The 14,772-nt window shown below is 52.7% G+C and carries 15 protein-coding genes; 8 read left to right on the top strand and 7 right to left on the bottom strand.

Features of this window, described 5'->3' with window-relative positions:
* Positions 1 to 18 precede the first annotated feature (18 nt).
* Genes gpsA through RTM06_RS06260 form a run of 4 tightly spaced genes read right to left on the bottom strand, consistent with a single transcriptional unit; the run spans position 19 to position 2,247 of the window.
* A complete protein-coding gene (gene gpsA, locus RTM06_RS06275; protein ID WP_312180729.1) occupies positions 19 to 1,038 on the bottom strand; it encodes an NAD(P)H-dependent glycerol-3-phosphate dehydrogenase in 1,020 nt (339 codons plus the stop codon).
* Positions 1,038 to 1,502 carry a protein-export chaperone SecB gene (secB, locus tag RTM06_RS06270; protein ID WP_007885330.1) on the bottom strand — a complete coding sequence of 155 codons (465 nt, stop codon included), beginning with the start codon at positions 1,500 to 1,502 and terminating at the stop codon, positions 1,038 to 1,040. The genes gpsA and secB overlap by 1 nt, the downstream gene beginning before the upstream one ends.
* Before the next feature lie 40 nt (positions 1,503 to 1,542).
* Positions 1,543 to 1,797 (bottom strand): glutaredoxin 3, encoded by a 255-nt coding sequence (gene grxC / locus RTM06_RS06265; protein WP_097095602.1) that lies wholly within the window; start codon positions 1,795 to 1,797, stop codon positions 1,543 to 1,545.
* A gap of 18 nt (positions 1,798 to 1,815) precedes the next feature.
* A complete protein-coding gene (locus tag RTM06_RS06260) occupies positions 1,816 to 2,247 on the bottom strand; it encodes a rhodanese-like domain-containing protein (RefSeq protein WP_008109709.1) in 432 nt (143 codons plus the stop codon).
* A gap of 249 nt (positions 2,248 to 2,496) precedes the next feature.
* Here RTM06_RS06260 and envC point away from each other — a divergent pair, with 249 nt between their 5' ends.
* The 4 genes from envC to RTM06_RS06240 are packed head-to-tail and all read left to right on the top strand — an operon-like array spanning position 2,497 to position 6,843.
* Positions 2,497 to 3,798: a murein hydrolase activator EnvC gene (gene envC / locus RTM06_RS06255; RefSeq protein WP_222186086.1), complete on the top strand. Its 1,302-nt coding sequence runs from the start codon at positions 2,497 to 2,499 to the stop codon at positions 3,796 to 3,798.
* Between the two features lie 3 nt (positions 3,799 to 3,801).
* Positions 3,802 to 4,698, top strand: coding sequence for a divergent polysaccharide deacetylase family protein (locus tag RTM06_RS06250; protein WP_312180721.1), 897 nt, complete (start codon positions 3,802 to 3,804; stop codon positions 4,696 to 4,698).
* Between the two features lie 20 nt (positions 4,699 to 4,718).
* A complete protein-coding gene (locus RTM06_RS06245; RefSeq protein ID WP_312180719.1) occupies positions 4,719 to 5,939 on the top strand; it encodes a glycosyltransferase in 1,221 nt (406 codons plus the stop codon).
* The gene (locus tag RTM06_RS06240; RefSeq protein ID WP_256697826.1) at positions 5,932 to 6,843 is read left to right on the top strand and encodes a hypothetical protein; all 912 of its coding nucleotides are present in this window, start codon (positions 5,932 to 5,934) and stop codon (positions 6,841 to 6,843) included. Before RTM06_RS06245 ends, RTM06_RS06240 begins: the two co-directional genes overlap by 8 nt.
* A 30-nt stretch (positions 6,844 to 6,873) precedes the next feature.
* Here the strand turns inward: RTM06_RS06240 and tdh are convergent, their stop codons facing one another.
* Both tdh and RTM06_RS06230 read right to left on the bottom strand, forming a co-directional pair.
* The gene (gene tdh / locus RTM06_RS06235) at positions 6,874 to 7,902 is read right to left on the bottom strand and encodes an L-threonine 3-dehydrogenase (RefSeq protein ID WP_312180717.1); all 1,029 of its coding nucleotides are present in this window, start codon (positions 7,900 to 7,902) and stop codon (positions 6,874 to 6,876) included.
* Positions 7,899 to 9,107: a glycine C-acetyltransferase gene (locus RTM06_RS06230; RefSeq protein ID WP_256697829.1), complete on the bottom strand. Its 1,209-nt coding sequence runs from the start codon at positions 9,105 to 9,107 to the stop codon at positions 7,899 to 7,901. Before RTM06_RS06230 ends, tdh begins: the two co-directional genes overlap by 4 nt.
* A gap of 230 nt (positions 9,108 to 9,337) precedes the next feature.
* On the opposite strand from RTM06_RS06230, the gene rfaD reads away from it, so the two are divergent.
* From rfaD to rfaC, 3 genes are read left to right on the top strand one after another with little or no spacing between them, the layout of a single operon-like run.
* Positions 9,338 to 10,270, top strand: coding sequence for an ADP-glyceromanno-heptose 6-epimerase (rfaD, locus tag RTM06_RS06225; protein WP_008109718.1), 933 nt, complete (start codon positions 9,338 to 9,340; stop codon positions 10,268 to 10,270).
* A gap of 17 nt (positions 10,271 to 10,287) precedes the next feature.
* A complete protein-coding gene (gene rfaF / locus RTM06_RS06220) occupies positions 10,288 to 11,331 on the top strand; it encodes an ADP-heptose--LPS heptosyltransferase RfaF (protein ID WP_312180715.1) in 1,044 nt (347 codons plus the stop codon).
* Positions 11,332 to 11,333: 2 nt separating this feature from the next.
* Entirely contained in the window at positions 11,334 to 12,302 is a 969-nt protein-coding gene (gene rfaC / locus RTM06_RS06215) for a lipopolysaccharide heptosyltransferase RfaC (RefSeq protein WP_312180713.1), read from the top strand.
* Between the two features lie 15 nt (positions 12,303 to 12,317).
* Here rfaC and RTM06_RS06210 read toward each other — a convergent pair whose 3' ends face one another.
* The gene (locus tag RTM06_RS06210) at positions 12,318 to 13,286 is read right to left on the bottom strand and encodes a polysaccharide deacetylase family protein (protein ID WP_293796777.1); all 969 of its coding nucleotides are present in this window, start codon (positions 13,284 to 13,286) and stop codon (positions 12,318 to 12,320) included.
* Positions 13,287 to 13,605: 319 nt separating this feature from the next.
* On the opposite strand from RTM06_RS06210, the gene RTM06_RS06205 reads away from it, so the two are divergent.
* Positions 13,606 to 14,730, top strand: a complete 1,125-nt coding sequence (locus RTM06_RS06205; RefSeq protein WP_256698462.1) for a glycosyltransferase — start codon at positions 13,606 to 13,608, stop codon at positions 14,728 to 14,730.
* Positions 14,731 to 14,772 lie beyond the last annotated feature (42 nt).

The raw sequence follows: 14,772 nt of genomic DNA, 5'->3' as shown, positions 1-14,772 counted from the left end.
ACGCTGGCGCATCCTGCTTCAGCTTTGGCTGTTTTCGTCCTTCCTTGCACGACCAAGTAAGGTCAATGCTGCCTCTCGCGCTGATTTTCCGCAATAGAGCACCTGATAAATCTGCTCAGCAATCGGCATTTCTACGCCGACACGCGCGGCCAATGCTTTGACTTCTTTAGTGTTTCTGTAGCCTTCTACAACTTGTCCGATAATGCGTTGCGCATCGTCTACGCTCTCACCTTGCCCCAGCATCATGCCGAAACGACGGTTGCGCGACTGATTATCGGTACAGGTCAGCACCAAATCGCCTAAACCGGCCATGCCCATAAAGGTGGTGGCATCGGCACCCAGCGCTGCGCCGAGACGGCTCATTTCCGTCAGACCACGGGTGATTAAGGCAGTACGCGCGTTGGCACCAAAGCCGATGCCGTCAGAAATCCCCGCACCAATCGCAATCACGTTCTTCACCGCGCCGCCTAACTGCACGCCGATGAAATCCTGATTGTTATAGACGCGGAAACTTTTACCACAGTGCAGCTTCTGCTGCAGGTCGTCAGCGAACTCCGCATCAGTCGATGCCAGTGCGATGGCCGTAGGCATGCCAGCAGCCAGCTCTTTGGCAAAGGTGGGTCCGGAAATCACCGCTAGCGGAATGGCATCGCCGAGGATTTCACGCGCCACATCCTGCAGCAAACGGCCGGTCTCCTTTTCCAGTCCTTTGGTCGCCCAGACAATCCGTGAATCGGCACGCAAATGCGGTTTAAGCTGCGTCAGCACGTCGCCAAATACATGGCTCGGCACCACGACCAGCAGATCGCGACTGGCATTAACCACGGTAGCCAGATCGGCTTCGGGAACGAGATTATCAGGGAAAGGCACATCGGGCAGGAAAGCGGTATTGCAGCGGTCAGCTTGCAGCTGCGCCACGCTTTGAGGATTGTGGCCCCAGAGCAGAACCGGATGGCCGTTACGGGCCAGCGTGATGGCCAATGCGGTGCCGTACGAGCCGGCACCGATGACGCTAATTGAAGCATTGAGTGTAGTCATCAGGCATCCTGATGTGGCGCTTCGCCTTCACCTTGCTGCTGCAGATAGTTCATAAACAGCGCATCAAAGTTAACTGGCGCCAGGTTGAGCTGCGGGAAAGTACCACGAGACACAAGGCTGGTTACGCATTCGCGTGCATACGGGAAAAGAATGTTCGGGCAGTAAGCACCGAGGCAATGTGCCATCTGCGTGCCTTCGATACCGCTAATGGTGAAAATACCCGCCTGCTGAACTTCGCACAGGAATGCGGTCTCTTCGCCAACGGTTGCGGTTACGGTAACACGCAGAACGACTTCAAAAACGCCATCAGCCAGCTGAGAAGAGGCGGTGTCCAGGTCCAGCTTCACTTCCGGTTCCCACTCTTTCTGGAAAACCTGCGGTGCGTTTGGCGCTTCGTAAGAAACATCTTTGGTGTAAACACGTTGAATCTGGAACTGCATTTCGCTGTTGCTTTGCTCTGACATGTGTCTAAATCCTGTGAGTTAAAATTGTCTGACCGAAAAGTTATGCCTGGAGTAAAGGATCAAGTCCCTGACGCCCATCCAGCGCGTAAAGATCGTCACAGCCGCCAATGTGCTGCGCATCAATAAAAATTTGTGGCACCGTCGTGCGACCGCTGCGTTGAATCATCTCTTCACGTTTCGCCGCGTTCCCGTCAATGGGAATCTCCTGGTACGACACGCCTTTCTGATCCAACAACGCCTTTGCACGGTGGCAATAAGGACAAGTGACTTTGGTGTAGATCTCTACATTTGCCATACGGTTACCTCGAAGAAGTTATTTACCGCGCACCAGTGGCAGGTTTTCACCACTCCAGCCGCTCACGCCATCTTTCAGTACGGAGACTTTCTCGAAGCCCGCTGCGCTCAATTTCGCCGCAGATTCGCCCGCACTTTGACCGGTCGCGCAAACTACAATTATGTGCTGTGACTTGTGCTTTTCCAGCTCGCCAAAGCTCTCTTTTTTGATGTCTGCTGCCGCTACGTTGATAGCCCCAGAAATGTGTCCTTTGCGGTAATCGTCACGTGAACGAACGTCTACCACCACCGCGTCCTCTTTGTTAATCAGGTGGGTTGCTTCACCACGGCTGATGGTTTTTACTTTAGAGAACATCCCTTTAACGGTGGTCACAATCACGAGAACGAGTAAAGCAACCCATGCCAGACTGAGGATGGGGTGATTGCTTGCAAACTGCATAATTTCTTGCATGAGGGGTAACGACTCCAAACCGGGCTGATAAGCTAAAACAAGGGTTCTGAGTATACCTGCGCCACTTCGCATGTACAGTCGCTAAGGGGACAGAGTTACGATTTGTGCGTCATTTTCCAAAAAAAGTGTTCTAATCCCAAAATTAAGACAAAGTTTATGCCGGTAAGCTCGGTACAGATATTTTTAGCAAAGTAAAACCCGGCCGGGCTAACTGGTAAGCGGCTGTTCATCGTGGAATAATTATCGACTATGAAGGGAAAAGCGACCGTTACACACACAAGGACCCGTCACAACGGCACTGCGCTTCCGTTGTCATTCCGCTGGTCCGAAATCTCCCTGAGTCTGCTTCTGGCAGGCACATTATTACTTCCTGCTGCCGCTCGCAGTGCGGATGACAGTAAAACGCAGTTGAAGTCTATTCAGCAGGATATCGCCGAGAAAGAGAAAAGCGTTAAAGCACAGAAAGTGCAGCGCAGTAAGCTGTTGGATCAACTGCAGAGTCAGGAAAAAGTGATTGCGCAGGCCAGCCGTCAGCTGCGCGAAACGCGTAACAGCCTCAGCACGCTCGAAGGTGAAATCGCGCAGGTCACCTCCTCTATTTCGCGGCTGGAAAAGCAGCAAGCGCAGCAGGAAAAACTGCTGGCACAACAGCTTGATGCCGCCTTTCGTCAGGGACAGCATAATGGTCTACAGTTGCTGCTTGGTGGCGAAGAAGCCCAGCGCAGTGAGCGTATTCTTGCCTATTTCGGCTATCTCAACGCCGCACGCCAGAAAAACATCGACGATCTCAAGCAAACCCAACAGCAATTAGCGGAACAGCGCCAATCATTGCAGGGTAAACAGGATCAGCAAAAATCGTTGTTAGCTCAGCAGCAGACGCAGCAAAACAAGCTGGAAGCAGCTAGCGCGGCGCGTAAGAAAACGCTCACCGCACTGGAAAGCTCGCTGGAGAAAGATCAGGCTGACCTGGTTGAGATGCGTGAGAACGAAAGCCGATTGCAGAGCAAAATCGCCAAGGCTGAGCGTGAAGCGCGTGAACGTGCCGAACGGGAAGCGCGCGAGGCGGAAAAAGTGCGTCAACGTCAGGCACAGGCGAAAGCCAAAGGATCAAGCTATCAGCCAACGCAGAGTGAGCGTGAGCTGATGGCGCGTACCGGCGGATTAGGCAAGCCCGGCGGGCAAGCGGTTTGGCCGGTACGTGGACGCATTGAACATCGCTTTGGTGAATCGATGCAGGGCGAATTGCGCTGGAAAGGTCTGGTGGTTGATGCGCCAGAAGGCACTGAAGTGAAAGCCATCGCAGACGGACGCGTACTGATGGCCGACTGGCTACAAGGCTATGGTCTGGTTGTGGTTCTGGAACACGGTAAAGGTGATATGAGCCTTTATGGCTACAACCAAAGCGCACTGGTGAGCGTGGGTGCTCAGGTGAAGGCAGGACAGCCTATCGCCCTTGTGGGCACCAGCGGCGGCCGCGGCACGCCTTCGCTCTACTTTGAAATCCGACGCCAGGGACAGGCCGTCAATCCACTACCGTGGTTAGGAAGATAAGTTTTGTTTCAACCCTCTAAGCTCTCGGCCGCCCTGTGCGGCCTGTTTCTATCACTTTCCGCTCATGCGGGTAAACTCTCCATCGTGATCGACGACTTCGGTTATCGGCCAAAAGAAGAGAATAAAGTGCTGCAGATGCCTACTGCGATTTCCGTTGCGGTCCTGCCGAATGCGCCACATGCGCGTGAGATGGCGACGAAAGCGCATCAGGGCGGTCACGAAGTGCTGATTCACCTGCCGATGGCACCGCTCAGCAAACAGCCGCTGGAGAAAAACACGCTAACGCCAGAGATGAGCAGCACGGAAATCGAGCGGATTATTCGTGAAGCCAGCGGCAAAGTGCCTTACGCCGTCGGCCTGAATAACCATATGGGCAGCAAAATGACATCCAGCCTGCCCGGCATGCAGAAAGTGATGCAGGTGCTCAATCACTACAACTACTACTTTCTCGATAGCATGACGATTGGCAACAGTCAGTCGATCCCGGCCGCGCAAGGCACCAACGTTAAAGTACTGAAACGTCGCGTGTTCCTTGATGATAGCCAGGATGAAGCTTCAATTCGCATACAGTTTACCCGCGCGGTGAAACTGGCGCAACGCGATGGTTATGCCATCGCCATTGGCCATCCGCATCCCACGACGGTGCGCGTCCTGCAGCAGATGCTGCCGACATTACCCGCCGATATCACGTTAGTGCGGCCAAGCCAGTTACTGAATGAGCCGCTGCATCAGGGCACGACTCCGCCGCCATCCAAAACGCAGCCTCAACGCTTCCGCGCGCCAGGCGTATGTAAACCGAACAAACCGTTGGCGCCAGTGCCGCAGAGCCACGCCGTTGAGTTGATCAGTGAAAGCATTGTGCAAAGCCCATTGGTTCAGTCAATAAAGCAGCTCTTCTGAGATCGGGAATAGGAAATTCAATGAGAAGAAAAATTCTGCTATTGGATACCGGCCGCGAATGGGGCGGCGGTACCAACAGTATGCTCGAGTTGCTCAAGCGCATTGATCGACAGAAATTTGATATTACCTGCTGCTTCTATAACAACTATTCTCGCGGCAACAGTGAAACTGTTGAGTCAATTCTCAATTCGATTGGCATTCCGGTGGTTTTTATCGCCCAGCGTCGTCAGCCGAAATGGGCGAAAATCGCTAAAGAGCTGTTACGCACGCTATTCATTTTTAACCGTTCGCTGAAGAAGCAGATGATTGGTCGGGTTGATGAAAAATGGCGTGTGTTGCCAAACGCAAAACAGATTTCATCAATTTTGCATGCAGGGCAATATGACGCGCTGTATATGAATAATCAGCCCAGCACCAATGTTGAAGGCTATCGCGCTGTTCAGGGTATGCCGGTTGCGTTAATACAACACTGCCGCATTGAGCCGCAAATGAACTCTGCGCTGGTCGAGATGGTTAATGAACGTGTTGATGCCGTTATCGCGGTTTCGCATGGCGTAAACCAGACGCTGCGCCAGAGCGGGGTTGATGCGCAGCGTTGCTTTACTGTTTCAAACGCCATCGATATCCATCAGGCCTTACCGGATCACGAGAAAGTGCGCGAGCGCTTTGCTTATTCGCCTGATACTTTTATTTTTGGCTCGATCGGATCCCTTATTACACGTAAAGCGAATCATCATATTTTCCAGGCGCTAGGCCAATTTAAACGCATGCATCCTGAAGCTAAATGGAAAATGGTGGTGGTGGGTTCCGGGCCGGAACATGAAAATCTGGTTCAGCTGGCACTTAAAGAAAACATTGAAACGAATGTTGTTTTTACCGGTTTTCAAAACAACCCGCTGGATTACCTCGCAGCGTTTGATGCCTTTATTCTCGCCTCGCGCAGTGAAGGCTTACCGCGCGTAGTGCTGGAAGCCATGCTGGTGAAAACGGCCGTTATTGGTTCGAATATCGTGGGCACCTCAGAGTTAATTAACCATAATGAGACTGGATTAATTTTTGAATATGGCGATGTTAAGCAATTAAGTGCTCATCTTACCGCCTTATGGAAAGATGCAAGCTTGCGCCAGCGACTGATTAGTACTGCGGAATTACGCGTGCGTGAATGCTACGCGATTGAACACTATGTCGCGGGGGTTGAAATGATATTGGATAAGAGTATTGAAAGGAAAACGGATGTTTGATTTTTTAAACAAAAATCGTCGGCATATTCGTGGGCGTCATAATATCCCCTATTCGCAAAGCAGTACGCAGGGCGATGTTCCGGTTACCTCTGTTGTCATACCTTGTACCGGTGCTGACTATGTTGAAGAAGCGTTATTAAGCGCCGAGTTTGCCAGTCGGTTTGCGCCCGAAATGAAAGAGATTGTTATCGTTAGCGATCAGCCTGTGCAGGTTTTTGGCAAACTTCCACACAATAGTCGTGTGGTAACGTTAGATGTTCCTCATCGTGAAGAGAGCTATCGTTACAAGCAAATCTACCGCAGCCGTTTAATTAAAATTCAGGCGCCTTTACAAGCAAAAGGTAACGGTATTTTAATGATTGATTCGGATCTGAATTTGCTTAAATCCCCCGATATTCGCATGCATGCAGGTCACCTTTATTCTAGTTTCCGTAACGGAAAAATGATCGCCAAGCTGGAGGGTGCAGAAAAACATGCCATTCCCGCCTATTACCGGCCGTCAATAAGACCTTATTTTGAAGACCACGTTAATGGCGCCTATTTGGCGGCAACCCGACAAACCTGGAAACGCATTTGTCCACTATGGTTAACGCTATTTCAGGACACCTGGGAATTAATGAACGATAGTCAACCGCCGACAGATCAGCTTCCTCTTGCCGCCTTATTGGATATGCTGGATCTACGCACAGTTAATTTAGGTGAATGGGCGAATTGGCCTGTGTCAAAAAAGATTGGTGGCACCCCGGCGACAATCCCCGCAGAAGTCATTGGCGCGCATGGTGGTTTTCCATTGAGTGAATGGCAAAAGTATTTACATGATCCCACTCAGCCTCTCACTTTTAGAGGCCAGGATTATACGCGCAAAGTACGTTATCTGACGGATGCGGAAAAACAGCAGTCCTGAAATTCTCCGGCCATCAGGCCGGAGAAAGGTTTAATCCCAGCTCAACACCACTTTGCCGGATCGTCCCGAACGCATCTCATCAAAGCCCTGCTGGAACTCATCAATGTGATAGCGATGGGTGATGATCGGCGTGAGATCGAGGCCAGACTGAATCAGCGCCGCCATCTTGTACCAGGTTTCGAACATCTCGCGGCCGTAGATGCCTTTGATGAACAGGCCTTTAAAGATTACCTGATTCCAGTCGATGGACATCTCGCCCGGCGGAATGCCGAGCAGCGCGATGCGACCGCCGTGGTTCATCACTTCCAGCAAAGTGCGGAACGCCGCTGGCGCACCGGACATCTCCAGACCCACATCAAAGCCTTCGGTCATGCCGAGTTCAGCCATCACGTCACGCAGATTTTCCTGCGCCACGTTCACGGCGCGCGTTACACCCATTTTGCGCGCCAGTTCGAGGCGATAGTCGTTGATGTCGGTGATCACCACATGGCGCGCGCCGACGTGCTTACACACCGCCGCCGCCATAATGCCAATTGGCCCAGCACCGGAAATCAGCACATCTTCGCCTACCAAATCGAACGACAGCGCGGTATGCACCGCATTGCCGAAGGGATCGAAAATCGCCGCCAGTTCATCGGAAATGTTGTCAGGAATTTTGAAGGCGTTAAATGCCGGAATCACCAGATATTCAGCGAAACAGCCCTGACGATTGACGCCAACGCCTACCGTATTGCGGCACAGATGCGTGCGTCCGGCGCGGCAGTTGCGGCAATGGCCGCAGGTGATATGACCTTCACCGGAAACGCGATCGCCCACGGCAAAGCCCTTAACTTCCTGACCCATTCCTACCACTTCGCCCACATATTCATGGCCGGTGATCATCGGGACTGGAATGGTTTTGCGCGACCAGTCGTCCCAGTTATAGATGTGTACGTCGGTGCCGCAGATAGCAGTTTTACGAATCTTAATCAGCAGGTCGTTATGGCCGGGTTCGGGAATCGCCGCGTCCTTAACCATCCAAATGCCTTCTTCGGCTTTTAATTTGGCGAGTGCTTTCATTTACTTGCTCCTGAAATAACGCCCAGCTGTTGACCAATGCGGGTAAAGGCAGCCACGGCGTGCTCCAGCTGCGCCTGCGTATGTCCGGCAGAGATCTGCGTACGGATACGCGCCTGGCCTTGCGGTACCACCGGATAGAAGAAGCCGGTGACGTAGATGCCTTCCTGCTGCAACAGGTTGGCAAACTGCTGCGCCACTTTGGCATCGCCCAGCATTACCGGGATGATGGCGTGATCGGCGCCGGCCAGCGTGAAACCTGCAGCAGTCATTTTCTCGCGGAAGAAGCGGGCGTTTTCCCACAGGCGCTGACGTAAACCGTCGCCTTCGCTTAGCAGCTCCAGCACGCGCAGCGAGGCGGCAACAATTGCCGGCGCCAGCGAGTTGGAGAACAGATACGGACGCGAGCGCTGACGCAGCCATTCAACCACTTCTTTCTTCGCTGCCACGTAGCCGCCCGATGCACCACCCAGCGCTTTGCCCAGCGTGCCGGTCAGAATGTCGACGCGATCCATCACGTCACAATATTCGTGCGTGCCGCGTCCGGCAGAACCGACAAAGCCCACCGCATGAGAATCATCGACCATCACCAGCGCATCGAACTCATCGGCTAGATCGCAAATGCCCTGCAGATTGGCGATCACGCCATCCATCGAGAACACGCCGTCGGTGGCAATCAGGATGTGACGCGCGCCTTTATCGCGTGCTTCCTGTAAACGCGCACGCAGCTCGCTCATGTCATTGTTGGCGTAACGATAGCGCTGCGCTTTGCACAGACGCACGCCATCAATGATCGAGGCGTGATTGAGGGCGTCGGAAATAATCGCGTCTTCAGCGCTGAGCAGCGTTTCAAACAGGCCACCGTTGGCATCAAAGCAGGACGAGAACAGAATCGCGTCTTCCATGCCGAGAAACTCAGCCAGCTTATGTTCCAGCTGTTGGTGGATGTCCTGCGTGCCGCAGATAAAGCGCACCGAGGCCATGCCAAAACCGTGCGAATCCATGCCGTCTTTCGCCGCCTGGATCAATGCCGGATGATTGGCTAAACCCAAATAGTTGTTGGCGCAAAAGTTGATAACGGGCGGGCTGTTGGCAACGTTGATTTCTGCCTGCTGTGCCGATGTGATGGTGCGTTCTCGTTTGAACAATCCGTCCTGACGTGTTGTCTCAAGTTGTTGACGAATTTGCGAATAAAACTGACTGGACATGATTCTGCTCCTCAGATAGCAAAATTTTGGCACATATTACTGATCGAAAAGCGAATAGACGATATTTCAGCCATCAATATCTCGGTTTTGCAGCATAGTTCACGCTGCGGACAGGATTTGTGCAGCGCTTACGGAGTCATCTGGCTGCCTGCGTCTGGCTGAAATGTTATGATGATAGGCATTCGTGGGTGAAACCTCCTGTTTACCCCAACTCTTTAAAGGCAAAGCATATGATTATCGTAACCGGTGGCGCTGGCATGATTGGCAGCAACATTGTTAAAGCGCTGAACGATCGCGGTCTGACCGACATTTTGGTGGTGGATAATCTGAAGGATGGCACCAAGTTCGTGAATCTGGCGGATCTCGACATCGCTGATTACATGGATAAAGAGGAATTCCTCAGCTACATCATGTCTGGCGAAGATCTCGGCCCCATCGAAGCCGTTTTTCACGAAGGTGCGTGTTCCGCGACCACCGAGTGGGACGGCAAGTACATGATGGATAACAACTATCAGTACTCGAAAGATCTGCTGCACTTCTGCCTCGAGCGTGAAATTCCGTTCCTGTACGCCTCTTCTGCGGCCACTTACGGCGGCCGCAATGAGAACTTCATCGAAGAGCGCCAGTACGAGCAGCCGCTGAACGTATACGGTTACTCGAAAATGCTGTTCGATCACTATGTGCGCCAGATTCTGCCTGAAGCCGAATCGCCGGTGTGCGGCTTCCGTTACTTCAATGTGTACGGTCCGCGTGAAGGCCACAAAGGCGGCATGGCGAGCGTCGCGTTCCACCTCAACACGCAAATCAGCAACGGTGAAAATCCAAAACTGTTCGAAGGCAGCGACGATTTCCGCCGCGACTTCATCCACGTTGATGACGTGGTGGCGGTAAATCTGTGGTGCTGGGAAAACGGTGTTTCCGGTATCTACAACTGCGGTACCGGGCGCGCTGAATCTTTCCAGGAAGTGGCTGATGCGGTGCTTAACTTCCATCAGAAGGGCCAGATTGAATACATTCCGTTCCCGGACAAGCTGAAAGGCCGTTATCAGGCGTTTACCCAAGCCGACCTCACCAATCTGCGTGCGGCCGGTTACGACAAGCCGTTTAAAACCGTCGCGCAAGGCGTGGGCGAATATATGGCCTGGCTGAACCGTAACGCATAAGGAAATCGGCAGCAGCGATGAAAATTCTGGTTATTGGCCCATCATGGGTCGGCGATATGATGATGTCGCAAAGTCTCTATCGCACGCTCAAGGCTGAGCATCCTGAAGCGGTAATCGACGTGATGGCGCCGGCATGGTGCCGCCCATTGCTGTCGCGTATGCCGGAAGTGAATCAGGCGCTGGCGATGCCGCTCGGCCATGGCGCATTAGCGCTAGGCGAACGTCGTCGTTTGGGGAAAACCCTGCAGGCCAGCGGCTACGACCGCGCCTACGTGCTGCCGAACTCCTTCAAATCTGCGCTGGTGCCGTTTTTCGCCGGGATCAAACGTCGCACTGGCTGGCGCGGCGAGATGCGCTATGGCGTGTTGAATGATGTGCGCCTGCTGGACAAAGCGGCCTTTCCGTTGATGGTTGAGCGCTATGTGGCGCTCGGCTATGACAAACCGGTTGCTTCCGCGCAGCAGCTGCCACAGCCATTGCTGTGGCCGCAATTGCGTGTTGATGACGATGAAAAGCAGATGACGGCGGCACATTTTGCGCTGTCGGCCGATCGCCCGGTGATCGGCTTTTGCCCAGGCGCAGAGTTTGGCCCGGCGAAGCGCTGGCCACACTACCATTATGCCGCGCTGGCAGAGCAGCTGATTGGCGAAGGTTATCAGGTGGTGCTGTTCGGTTCAGCGAAAGACCGCGAAACTGGCGACACCATTGTGCAGACGCTGTCTGAAGTGGCGCGTGCGCACTGCAAAAATCTGGCCGGTGAGACGCAACTGGAGCAAGCGGTGATTCTGTTAGCGAATTGCGCGGCGGTAATCAGTAACGATTCCGGCCTGATGCATATCGCTGCTGCATTGAATCGTCCGCTGGTGGCGCTGTATGGCCCAAGCAGCCCGGACTTCACGCCGCCGTTGTCCCAACATGCGCGCATTATTCGTTTGATCACCGGTTATCACAAAGTCCGCAAAGGTGATGCCGAGCAAGGTTATCACCAGAGCCTGATCGATATTCAGCCAGCGCGCGTTCATCAGGAACTGAGCGCGCTGTTGCATCCGGTGCAGGAGTAAAGATGCACGTTTTAATTGTTAAAACTTCCTCAATGGGAGACCTGCTGCACACCTTACCGGCGCTGACAGATGCGATGCAGGCGATTCCTGGCATCAGGTTTGATTGGGTGGTTGAAGAGAACTTCGCTCAAATCCCAGCCTGGCATCCGGCGGTCGATAAAGTGCTGCCGGTGGCGATTCGCCGCTGGCGCAAGCACTGGTTCGGCAGCCAGCAGCGTGAAGAGCGTGTGCAATTTAAGCGTGAGCTGCAATCGCGTCAGTATGATGTGGTGCTGGATGCGCAAGGCCTGATCAAAAGCGCCGCGCTGGTTACGCGCCTGGCAAAAGGCGAGAAGCACGGACAAGACAGCCGCAGTGCGCGTGAACCTTTCGCCAGTTGGTGGTATGACAAACGCCATGAAATCAACAAGGAGCAGCATGCGGTGGAACGTACGCGCGAGCTGTTTGCCAAAAGCCTCGGCTATGAAAAGCCCACCACGCAGGGCGATTATGCGATTGCTGGCCATTTCCGTTCTACGCTGCCAGACAACGCTCAGCCTTATCTGGTGTTTCTGCATGCCACCACGCGTGATAACAAACACTGGCCGGAATCACACTGGCGTGCGCTGATTGAGTTAGTGCAGCCAACAGGTTTGCGCGTGAAGTTGCCGTGGGGCGCTGAGCATGAACATCAACGCGCACAGCGTCTGGCCGAAGGGTTCGCTCATGTTGAAGTACTGCCAAAATTAACGCTGGAGCAGGTAGCGCAGCAGCTAGCCGGCGCGCGTGCGGTGGTGTCGGTGGATACCGGTTTGAGTCACCTTACGGCGGCGCTGGATCGTCCGAATATCACACTTTACGGTCCAACCGATCCGGGGTTGATAGGTGGTTATGGTAAGAATCAGTACGTGCTGCGCCCTGCGCAAGGACACAGCATGGCGGATATTCAAGCCGCAGATGTTGCAACGATGATGAAAGAAATTGCGGTATAAATTTATACCGCTCCGCTAGATAGCGCTGTTTCTCTTCTGCAGCGCATATTCCGTCAGCGTCATACCCTGAGTACGTGATTGTAACCAACTGAAAAGCTGCTCTAAATCATCATAAAGGCGCTCAATGTCAGCTTCATTTTTAAATGTGGGGCTGCCATCAGGCATGAATTCTGATGAATGCAGCATGAATTCGACGTAATCATTTCCCTGGCTAAGTGTTTGCTCAACCACCTGCTTCATCTGCGCCACATTGCCCCCAACCGGACGCAGCCAGTTGACAGAGGGACCCCGTTTCTTGCCGCGTACGTCATTCCACACTTTTTTCAGCTGATTAGTGAATGTGCCATAGCGGTATTGAATGCTCATCGGCAACTCTAACAACGGACTGTCACCTGCGCGGGAAATGTCATGAACATCAAGGTAATAAGCATGATCGGGGAAACGGCTGTAATCGGTGCCGCCTTTGCCTTGCGGCGCACCAGATGAATTGCGCCAATCCACGCGCGGTGTGACGGAGCAATCAACCAGATAACCATTGTCAATCAATGCTCGGGCGTAAACTTCATCAAAAGCCCAGCGTCCGGCTCGATGGCTAGTCATCTTCTGCTGAAAAGCGCTTTCCAGCAAATCGGTCATGTATGCGACCTTGTCGCGCAAAATATTTTCAGGAAATTCAATCAAATAAGGCTGATAGCGCCAGTCATCATCGGTCAACGCGTATTCCGGCGGGCTATACCATGCATGAAGATGCATGCCGATTTCACCTTGCCCGCGCGCCAGTAGATCGCGACCAAATTCAACATAAGCCGCATCGCTCGCCATTTCGTAATTGGTTAGCCAGGTAGGTTTAAACCCGTATTTCTCACATAAAGCCTGAAAGCGCGGCAGGAACTGAACATTTCGCGTGGTAACCTTGCCGCTGCGATTGCGCCAAAGATTATCCCCTTCAGTATCGAGAGTAATTAAAAACGCAGGCTTATCCATAACTTATCCGGTAAAATGAGCACTTTCTCATCGCTATGGTACGCAAGCCCTTGAGTGAGGGCAAACATTTCATCTGGCGTGTTCGCACAGATGTTGTTAGCAGTATAAGTGTGGTTAAACTAGAGTAAATTAGACTGCACATCGACGCGCATACGCAGAATGTTCATCGTAAGAGCAATAAGCAATATCTGAAGCCAAACATACCTAATAAATTGATTTATCTTATATTCAGTCCTGTTTTATCAGGGGATGATAGCTGCATTGTCATACAAAACAGGCTGGCGATTAGGAGCAAAAGAATTTGTCGAAGCGCATTCTGATGGTGATTGATGGCCTGCCGGGCGGCGGTGCCGAAAAAGTCGTGCTGACACTGGCTGAGGGTTTTATCAGTCAGGGACATCGTGTGTCGCTTTTCTCCTTGCGCAAAGTCTGCGAATACCCCATTCCTGCGGGCGTGGATTATCAGACCGTGATTGATAAAAGTTCACGTCCGTGGCGCAAACTGACTGAAACCCATCGTCGTGCGCATTTGCTAGATGAAGCCGTGCTTCAAAGCGAAGCGCTGCACGGAAAATTCGATTTGGTTTTATCTAATCTGCACAAAACCGATCGCATTGTTCGCTATGCACGTGCGCTGGATGCGAGTAAAACCTGGTATTGCCTGCACGGCGTTTTTTCAGCCTCCTATCTTGCTCGCAAATCAGGTTTCTCTTTATGGCTTAAGCGGCTGAAAATTCGTGATACTTACCACGGCAAGCAGCTTATCGGCGTCTCGCAATACGTCATTGATGATGTGATTCATAATATCGGCGTGAAGCCCAGCAAAGCGCAGGTCATCTTTAACCCATTTGATTTCGAACTTATTTCCCGACTGGCCGCAGAACCTTGCCCACTTGCAGGACGCAATTTCGTGCTGCACGTCGGACGCTTCCATGAAACTAAGCGTCACGATCGTTTGCTGGCCGCCTATGCTCAGAGTGGCATCACTGCTCCGCTGGTTTTATTGGGTCAGGGGAGCGAAAAAATCACGGAAAGATTACGCCAGCAAGCCACTGATTTAGGCATCGCAGAACGTGTGCGCTTTGAAGGTTTTCATAAAAATCCTTACCCGTGGATTCGCCACGCTCGGCTGTTAGTAGTGAGTTCAGACAGCGAAGGATTCGGCAATGTACTGGTTGAAGCCTTGAGCTGCGGCACATCCGTGGTAAGTACTCGCTGCCCCGGCGCGCCGTCGGCCATCATGACCGGCGACCTGGCGCGCGGTCTAGCGGATTTGAATGCTGATTCACTCGCGCAGAGAATGCGCGAGATTTATGCCGATCCGCCTGAGTTGCAAGATCTGGACTTAAGCATTTATAGTCTCAAGATTATTTGTCAGCAGTATTTGCAACTGGCAGAAATGGAAGTACCTCTATTTTCAGGCACTCAGCACGTTTCAGGTTAATAGGTCCCCATGTCGGTGTGGCCGTATCATGGGGATAGATCG

Origin of the sequence: Pantoea sp. CTOTU46764 (genome assembly GCF_031974595.1) — a bacterium.
Lineage (GTDB): Bacteria > Pseudomonadota > Gammaproteobacteria > Enterobacterales > Enterobacteriaceae > Pantoea > Pantoea trifolii.
This window is presented reverse-complemented; position numbering and strand designations above follow the sequence as displayed.

Bases quoted from the DNA above. Each gene is read 5' to 3' on its own strand.
- tdh (WP_312180717.1), bottom strand. From the start codon at position 7,902: ATGAAAGCACTCGCCAAATTAAAAGCCGAAGAAGGCATTTGGATGGTT.
- gpsA (WP_312180729.1), bottom strand. From the start codon at position 1,038: ATGACTACACTCAATGCTTCAATTAGCGTCATCGGTGCCGGCTCGTAC.
- rfaF (WP_312180715.1), top strand. From the start codon at position 10,288: ATGAAAATTCTGGTTATTGGCCCATCATGGGTCGGCGATATGATGATG.
- RTM06_RS06210 (WP_293796777.1), bottom strand. From the start codon at position 13,286: ATGGATAAGCCTGCGTTTTTAATTACTCTCGATACTGAAGGGGATAAT.
- rfaC (WP_312180713.1), top strand. From the start codon at position 11,334: ATGCACGTTTTAATTGTTAAAACTTCCTCAATGGGAGACCTGCTGCAC.
- grxC (WP_097095602.1), bottom strand. From the start codon at position 1,797: ATGGCAAATGTAGAGATCTACACCAAAGTCACTTGTCCTTATTGCCAC.
- RTM06_RS06260 (WP_008109709.1), bottom strand. From the start codon at position 2,247: ATGCAAGAAATTATGCAGTTTGCAAGCAATCACCCCATCCTCAGTCTG.
- RTM06_RS06245 (WP_312180719.1), top strand. From the start codon at position 4,719: ATGAGAAGAAAAATTCTGCTATTGGATACCGGCCGCGAATGGGGCGGC.
- envC (WP_222186086.1), top strand. From the start codon at position 2,497: ATGAAGGGAAAAGCGACCGTTACACACACAAGGACCCGTCACAACGGC.
- secB (WP_007885330.1), bottom strand. From the start codon at position 1,502: ATGTCAGAGCAAAGCAACAGCGAAATGCAGTTCCAGATTCAACGTGTT.
- rfaD (WP_008109718.1), top strand. From the start codon at position 9,338: ATGATTATCGTAACCGGTGGCGCTGGCATGATTGGCAGCAACATTGTT.
- RTM06_RS06240 (WP_256697826.1), top strand. From the start codon at position 5,932: ATGTTTGATTTTTTAAACAAAAATCGTCGGCATATTCGTGGGCGTCAT.
- RTM06_RS06205 (WP_256698462.1), top strand. From the start codon at position 13,606: ATGGTGATTGATGGCCTGCCGGGCGGCGGTGCCGAAAAAGTCGTGCTG.
- RTM06_RS06230 (WP_256697829.1), bottom strand. From the start codon at position 9,107: ATGTCCAGTCAGTTTTATTCGCAAATTCGTCAACAACTTGAGACAACA.